The organism is Alkalibacterium sp. MB6, assembly GCF_009935905.1.
Taxonomy (GTDB): Bacteria; Bacillota; Bacilli; order Lactobacillales; family Carnobacteriaceae_A; genus Alkalibacterium.
The window spans coordinates 75,298-81,863 of record NZ_PREX01000010.1; the positions used below are offsets into that span (position 1 = coordinate 75,298).

7 protein-coding genes are annotated in these 6,566 nt (G+C 40.9%); 3 read left to right on the forward strand and 4 right to left on the reverse strand.

Features of this window, described 5'->3' with window-relative positions; genetic code table 11:
- The first annotated feature begins 14 nt into the window (after nt 1-14).
- Together C3945_RS05585 and C3945_RS12125 are read left to right on the forward strand one after the other, a co-directional pair.
- A complete protein-coding gene (locus C3945_RS05585; protein WP_161878705.1) occupies nt 15-860 on the forward strand; it encodes an ISL3 family transposase in 846 nt (281 codons plus the stop codon).
- Between the two features lie 19 nt (nt 861-879).
- Nucleotides 880-1,131, forward strand: coding sequence for a transposase (locus tag C3945_RS12125; protein WP_161878706.1), 252 nt, complete (start codon nt 880-882; stop codon nt 1,129-1,131).
- Between the two features lie 377 nt (nt 1,132-1,508).
- Here C3945_RS12125 and C3945_RS05595 read toward each other — a convergent pair whose 3' ends face one another.
- From C3945_RS05595 to pdxS, 4 genes are all read right to left on the reverse strand, one after another.
- Nucleotides 1,509-3,089, reverse strand: coding sequence for an amidohydrolase (locus C3945_RS05595; protein ID WP_161878707.1), 1,581 nt, complete (start codon nt 3,087-3,089; stop codon nt 1,509-1,511).
- Nucleotides 3,086-4,171 (reverse strand): ABC transporter substrate-binding protein, encoded by a 1,086-nt coding sequence (locus C3945_RS05600; RefSeq protein ID WP_161878708.1) that lies wholly within the window; start codon nt 4,169-4,171, stop codon nt 3,086-3,088. The genes C3945_RS05595 and C3945_RS05600 overlap by 4 nt, the downstream gene beginning before the upstream one ends.
- Nucleotides 4,172-4,356: 185 nt before the next feature.
- The gene (locus C3945_RS05605; protein WP_161878709.1) at nt 4,357-5,157 is read right to left on the reverse strand and encodes an MBL fold metallo-hydrolase; all 801 of its coding nucleotides are present in this window, start codon (nt 5,155-5,157) and stop codon (nt 4,357-4,359) included.
- A 70-nt stretch (nt 5,158-5,227) separates the two neighbouring features.
- Nucleotides 5,228-6,094, reverse strand: a complete 867-nt coding sequence (pdxS, locus tag C3945_RS05610) for a pyridoxal 5'-phosphate synthase lyase subunit PdxS (protein ID WP_202623303.1) — start codon at nt 6,092-6,094, stop codon at nt 5,228-5,230.
- A 216-nt stretch (nt 6,095-6,310) separates the two neighbouring features.
- Between pdxS and C3945_RS05615 the strand changes: the two genes are divergently transcribed.
- Complete coding sequence (locus tag C3945_RS05615; protein WP_161878710.1) at nt 6,311-6,481, forward strand: hypothetical protein; 171 nt, start codon at nt 6,311-6,313, stop codon at nt 6,479-6,481.
- Nucleotides 6,482-6,566 lie beyond the last annotated feature (85 nt).

Genomic DNA, 6,566 nt, shown 5'->3' on the forward strand with positions numbered 1-6,566 from the left:
AGTTGGGCACCGTTATGTTTCAGCCCGCACGACTAAAGCTGTGGAAGCAACGCTTTCTGTGTAAAGCTTGTCATCAAACATTCGTAGCTAAGACTTCTCTCGTTCAGAAACACTGCTTTATCTCCAATCCGATAAAAACTCATATCGCTCTTGAGCTTCAGACAATCCAGTCCATGAAAGCTATTGGAGACAGAGTCGCTGTGTCTTCTCATACCGTTATGAGAGTATTGAAAACGGTAGGAGAAACACTTGAACTCAATCATCAGTCTTTGCCTGAACATCTCTCTTTTGACGAGTTCAAATCGGTTAAAGAAGCCGCAGGTGCCATGAGTTTTATCTTTTCTAACGCGCGAACCCATGAAGTCATGGACATCATAGAGAATCGCCAACAGGGTGAACTCATTGCCTATTTCCAGCGGTTCTCCTATGCTTTACGATCACAAGTCAAAACAGTGACGATTGATATGTACAGTCCTTATATGACGGTCATAGAAACCTGTTTTCCTAATGCCAAACTCATTATTGATCGGTTCCATATTGTCCAACACTTGAATCGATCCCTTAATCGTTTAAGAATAGAAGTCATGAATACCCATCGGTATTCTCGTCCGAAGGATTATCGTAAGCTGAAGAAACAATGGAAACTTGTATTAAAAAACAGTTGGAAAGTAAATTTTGATACCTTCATGACTCATCGTTTATACGAAGGAATGGTGAGCCAGAGAATGATGGTCAACTACCTTCTAAGTTTCGACGAGCAATTTGATTGGGTATATACGCTCGTTAATGATTTAAAATATAGCTTGTCTGTCGGTAATAGCACTCAGTTTCTTTACACGAAGCAAAGAACGGCCGCTTAGACGCTATATACGCACCACGATGCAAACTCTTGAAAAATACAGTGAAGCGATTACTCATTCTTGCACGTATACATTGTCCAACGGACATTTAGAAGGGATTAACAATAAGATTAAGACTATGAAGCGCAGTGGCTATGGTTATAGGAACTTTAAAAACTTAAGAGCTCGTATCCTAATCAGCTTCAAATTGACTGACAAGAACGCAACCACTGTTCGACATCTAACATTTGAGGAAGAAAAAAAAGAAGAAAAGAGGAAAAAAGCTAGTTAGCTTCCTTCCTCTTCGAATCTATGACCAACACTATTTGACAAAGAACCAGTTCTGTCCATAAGCACTAATGAATCTTAACTCGTCGATTGCTTTTATTACCCATCACAACCTCCTTCAATTGCTAAGCTATGTTTGGCATTTTTTAATACCATCTGGTTGACGTGGACACCTGTCTTTCATACTCAATGCCACGGATCGTTCATTAAAATCCTTGTTGATTTTTATTATAAGTACTCGTTTTTTTGCTGTATTTATGAAATCGGAACCGATTCCAACTTCAGTATAAAATGTTTAAACGCTATTGTCAACTAATTAGCAAAACACTTGCTTTTTTTAAAAAAAGCCACCAACGCAGTGGTTGGTGACTTCCTTTTCTATTAATTGCTATACGTTAATTTACCGTTGAAATAAGTAGCACGGACCTTAGTCTTCAGTAAATTCTCAGCATCATGTTCTAATATATTGTTATCTAATACGCATAAGTCAGCCAATTGGCCAGGAGCAATGGTTCCGATGTCTGTCCGGCTGAGGGTCATCGCTGATCCTTTTGTATGCGCAACTAAAGCATCCGCTATAGAAAGTTTTTGCTCAGGCATCAAGCCTTCAGCTGGATTCCCGTCCGTTCCTTTTCGTGCCGCGGCATAGTAAAGCGTCTGTAAAGGGGTGACCCCAACGACAACGGGCGAATCCGTTCCAAAACCAAGAGTCGCTCCTTCGTTTAAAAAGTCTTTAAAAGGAAACATCTCTTTCGCACGCTCTGGTCCGACTTCTGCGTCCAAGGCTTCCCAACCAACTAACAAATGACTTGGTTGCACTGAAATCACCAGCTGGTCTTGGTTAACCAAAGGCACATCGGTCGAGTCCATGACTTCCAAATGCTCAAGGGCATTAAATTTGCCTTTTTCCAAAGGATGGCTCTGTTCGCTCTCCTTAAAATAGTCCAATCCTAACCGAATCGCTTGATCACCAATGGTATGGATGCGCATAGGCCAGCCTTTTTTGTTGGCCTCAAAAATAAAACGCCTCATTTTTTCTTCTGGAATTAAAGGCCCACCTTTGTCCCCTTCAAAATAAGGGAAGGCATAATCCTCTTTCATGAACGCAGTATGGGTACTGGTCACACCATCGAAGAATTGCTTGACGCCTCCAAAAGTCAACGTTTCGCTCGTATACCTTGATGCTTTGTCCTCAATCGTTGTCGTATCCTCACGCATGGCTGGGTAAAAAACGATTCGAACAGTGGTGTCGTTTTGAACGGTCTCGTAAAGTTCTGGATACACCAAATCATCTTCTGCCTCACCCGTTAAAGCTAGATCCCCAACGGTGGTGACACCCATTTTGTTTAATTCTTTTGCATAGCTTGTAAACTCGTTGTGAAAATCACTTTTCAAAGGATCTAAGATTTTCGCTAAATAATGAATGGCAATAGCTTCCGTAAAGACACCGGTCAAGCCACTATCGCTTGTCATGGCTTCCCCACTTACTCCTTTTGGCAAAGTCGCTTCAGTTATGCTTAACTCTTCCATCGCTTTTGAATTGAGCCAAATCGTATGGGCATCACCAGAGATTAACACAACCGGTGTGTTCGGACAAATGGCATCAATAGATGCTTTTGTCGGATAAACGTGTTGACCGAACTCGCTGGCATACCAGCCAATCCCTATTTTCCACCCATTCACTATAGGCAAATCGGGTACGTGACTGACGACCTCATCTTCTGATAAGCCAGTAACGGGAGTGAGTTTATTGTTATGAAGTAAAACAGATATGAAAAAGTGAATATGGGCATCGATAAAACTTGGGATAATCAGCCCATCTCCATAATCAGTCACGTCTTCCCCTTCAGGCAGGTCACTTATCGGTCCAACTTCCGTGATTCGGTTTTCTTCTATTTTTATAAAGCCAGCAAAGGTCGAACGGCTTTCTGTGTCAAAGATATGTTTACTGGTAATAATCATTGCTGCAGCCCCATTTTTGCTTGTAAAAACAACTCATTGTAGGTATTCATTAATTCTTGTCCCAAATACTCATAATCTTCCATTTTTTCCAGTAGTTCTGGATCGGGATAGAGGGATTCGTTGCCCGTTACTTCTGTTGGAAGCAAGGCTTTTGCTCCTTCATGTGGTGTCGCATATTCAACATACTCCACATTTTGCTTCGCATTTTCTGACTCTAGCATAAAGTTGATAAAGGCATAAGCGCCATCAATATTCCCAACCGTACTTGGAATGGCAAAGTTATCTGTCCATACGACGCCGTTATCTTCTGGCAAGATGTATTCCACATTTGGATTTTGAGAAGCAACCCACGCAGCATCTCCAGAATAAGCCACACCGATTAAGGCATGCTCACGAATTAAAAGTGAACGAATTTCATTATTTAAAACCGCTTGAATATTGGGTGTTAAATCATATAAGTGATCAGCTGCCCTATTTAAGTTGTCAGCATTTGTTTCATTTAGAGACAAGCCCAGTGATTGAAGGGCCACACCCATTCCTTCACGTGCGCCATCAAGAAGGAAGATTTGATTTTCAAATTTAGGATCCCATAAATCAATCCAATTTTTGATACCGTGATCAGGTAATTCGGTGGTGTTTACTAAAATCCCCACCGTACCCCAGAAATATGGCAGGGTATATTGGTTTCCAGGATCAAAAGCTCTGTCCATTAGAAAGTCCGACATGTGCTCCATTCCTACAATTCGGTCATGGTCTAAAGGAACGAGCAAATCTTTTTCTACCATTTTTGGAATAATGGATCCACTTGGAAAAACAACATCATAGCGTGAGCCGCCTTGAGAAATTTTAGTTTCCATTGCTTCGTTTGAGTCAAACGTATCATAAACCACATGGTAACCTGTTTCTTCCTCAAACTTCGTCAGCAAATCCCGGTCGATATAATCTCCCCAGTTATAAACAATAACCGTATTATCGTCAGCTCCACCCGATACATCATTTTCAGGAGCGATAGTGTTTTTTACTCCGGATAATAAAGCAATAATTGAAACGATACCACCAAAAAACAACATTAAATTTTTCAATAAATAGACCTCTTTTCATATGTTTATGTTAATAATTTACAGATTAGAGCTAATTATAATCGGTGAGAATCCAATAGTAAATAGATTATTATTCATATCCGTGAACAATTATTGTATTTTTTATCATCGGCATTTAGCCTAAAAAAAAGAAAACACCTAAACAGTCATCTAACCTGTCCAGGTGTTTAATCGAACTCGTTTGTTGCTCGTTTAATATTGGTGACATGACTATTTTTCATCGCTTTAAAGAAAGGGTACCTCTTTCGGCACTCGTTTTCTAATTGGTCCGGGTTCACTCTCAACTGCTTTAAATAGTGCATGGACCATTTTAATCTATCAGATATGTCTGAACGGTCATCTGCCACGTGACCATGTCCAGGAACGAGATAGTGAATGGAGTGCTGCTTTAATAAAGTAGCGACTGTTTCCATCGTATTGACATAAGCCGAGTAACTGTCTTCTATAAATGGAAACTCCACGTCTGACAAGTAATCCCCTGCTAGGAAAATCCCATGCGGTTCGATTAGTGTAAATAATCCGTCTTTCGTGTGTCCCGGAGCTAAATGAAAGGTTAAGTTTGTGTCCCCTAGTCGAAGCTGCTGCCCATCTTTTTTTATGACCTCATCGACTTTTGGAAACTGATGAGTGTAGTCTCTAGTTAAATAGTAGGTTTGATCGAAGTCATTCATCTCTTTTACAATCTGGTCTTTGTTTTCGTGATGAGCTAATAAGTCAGAAGCAATAATCTTAGCCTTTGGAAAAGCCCCCAGCCCAATTAAGTGATCAAAATCACTGTGCGTCACTATAATATAAAGCTGTTTATGACCTAGTCGATCGTTTATGTATGCCTTTATTTGAGTGACTTCTTCAGGTAGCCAATTGGGGTCAGTCAATATAATCGCTTCATCTGTTTCAATGATTGCTGTCGTTGTTTTGTAAAGGGCACTTTGAAAAACGGTTAACTGATTCTGCTTAAAGTGAAGCATTTTTGTCCTCCTATTCGATAGCGAAAAGGTAAAAACCAGACATACACAATTCGTATGTCTGGCTCACTTATTAATGCCCGCGTTCAGCCATTAAGGTTTCAATTTCACTTGGGTTAATTCCAACCATCGCTTCGCCAAGGTTTTCACTGACTTCTGCCAGTACGCTTGGGTTATTGTAATTCTCAACCGCTCGAACAATGGCTTTTGCTCGTTTTTCTGGGTTGCCTGAAGCGAAAATCCCGCTACCGACGAAGACCCCTTCTGCGCCAAGTTGTCTCATTAGCGCCGCATCGGCCGGTGTAGCGACGCCTCCAGCACTAAAGTTAACAACTGGCAACTTGCCATTCTCATGAACGCTCTTCAATAACTCATAAGGCACGCCCATTTCTTTTGCTGTGTTATAGAGTTCGTCTTTAGATAAGCTAACCACTCGACGGATTTCAGATTGAATCATACGCATATGGCCAACGGCTTGAACCACATCACCCGTTCCTGCTTCACCTTTTGTCCGAATCATTGAGGCTCCTTCTTGGATGCGTCTCAAGGCTTCCCCTAAATCTTTAGCACCGCAGACGAAGGGTGTCTTAAATTGTGTTTTGTCAATATGGTACACCATATCAGCTGGCGACAAGACTTCACTTTCGTCAATGTAGTCAATCCCAACCGCTTCTAAAATTTGTGCCTCAACAAAATGACCGATACGGACTTTTGCCATGACTGGAATAGAGACGGCCTCCACAATTGACTTGATCATATCCGGATCACTCATACGGCTAACTCCTCCAGCTGCACGAATGTCTGCTGGTATGCGTTCCAACGCCATTACCGCAACGGCTCCCGCTTCTTCAGCAATTTTTGCTTGTTCAGGTGTGGTGACATCCATAATAACGCCACCTAAAAATTGTTTTGAAATGGCTTCTTTATCAATCGTTTTCAATAAACTCTCCCCTTAACTCCTCAATTTCAACTTGTATTTAAGTCTTGTTTAAAGTATAACTGTTTGCCTTTATCTATACAAGTAACTATACCAAATTATTTACTTAAAGTAAGCATATAGTTTGAATAAATATAAAACGCTTTCTTAATAATATGGTATAATTAACTTTACCTACATACATTAACCCTTTGCCTATTCTCGTAAGGAGGAGTACCAATGAAGCATACCGTCAAAAGCATCGTTGTCCTAGCAGCATCAGTCGTCTTAACAGGCTGCCAAACGAATACCAATGCAGAATCAGAACCAGCTGGCCCTATCGAACCGATTGACGGTGAACCTCCCATCACTAAAGTGACGGGCTTCTTGGGTCGTAGTCACTTTTACTAGCTGACTAAATATACCAAGCTCAAAGGGGTGAACCCTCCCCGTTGTTTTTTACCTTACTAAATTGAGTAAGTTCTTACTGGCATTA

Bases quoted from the DNA above. Each gene is read 5' to 3' on its own strand.
- C3945_RS05595 (WP_161878707.1), bottom strand. From the start codon at position 3,089: ATGATTATTACCAGTAAACATATCTTTGACACAGAAAGCCGTTCGACC.
- C3945_RS12125 (WP_161878706.1), top strand. From the start codon at position 880: ATGCAAACTCTTGAAAAATACAGTGAAGCGATTACTCATTCTTGCACG.
- C3945_RS05605 (WP_161878709.1), bottom strand. From the start codon at position 5,157: ATGCTTCACTTTAAGCAGAATCAGTTAACCGTTTTTCAAAGTGCCCTT.
- C3945_RS05615 (WP_161878710.1), top strand. From the start codon at position 6,311: ATGAAGCATACCGTCAAAAGCATCGTTGTCCTAGCAGCATCAGTCGTC.
- C3945_RS05585 (WP_161878705.1), top strand. From the start codon at position 15: ATGTTTCAGCCCGCACGACTAAAGCTGTGGAAGCAACGCTTTCTGTGT.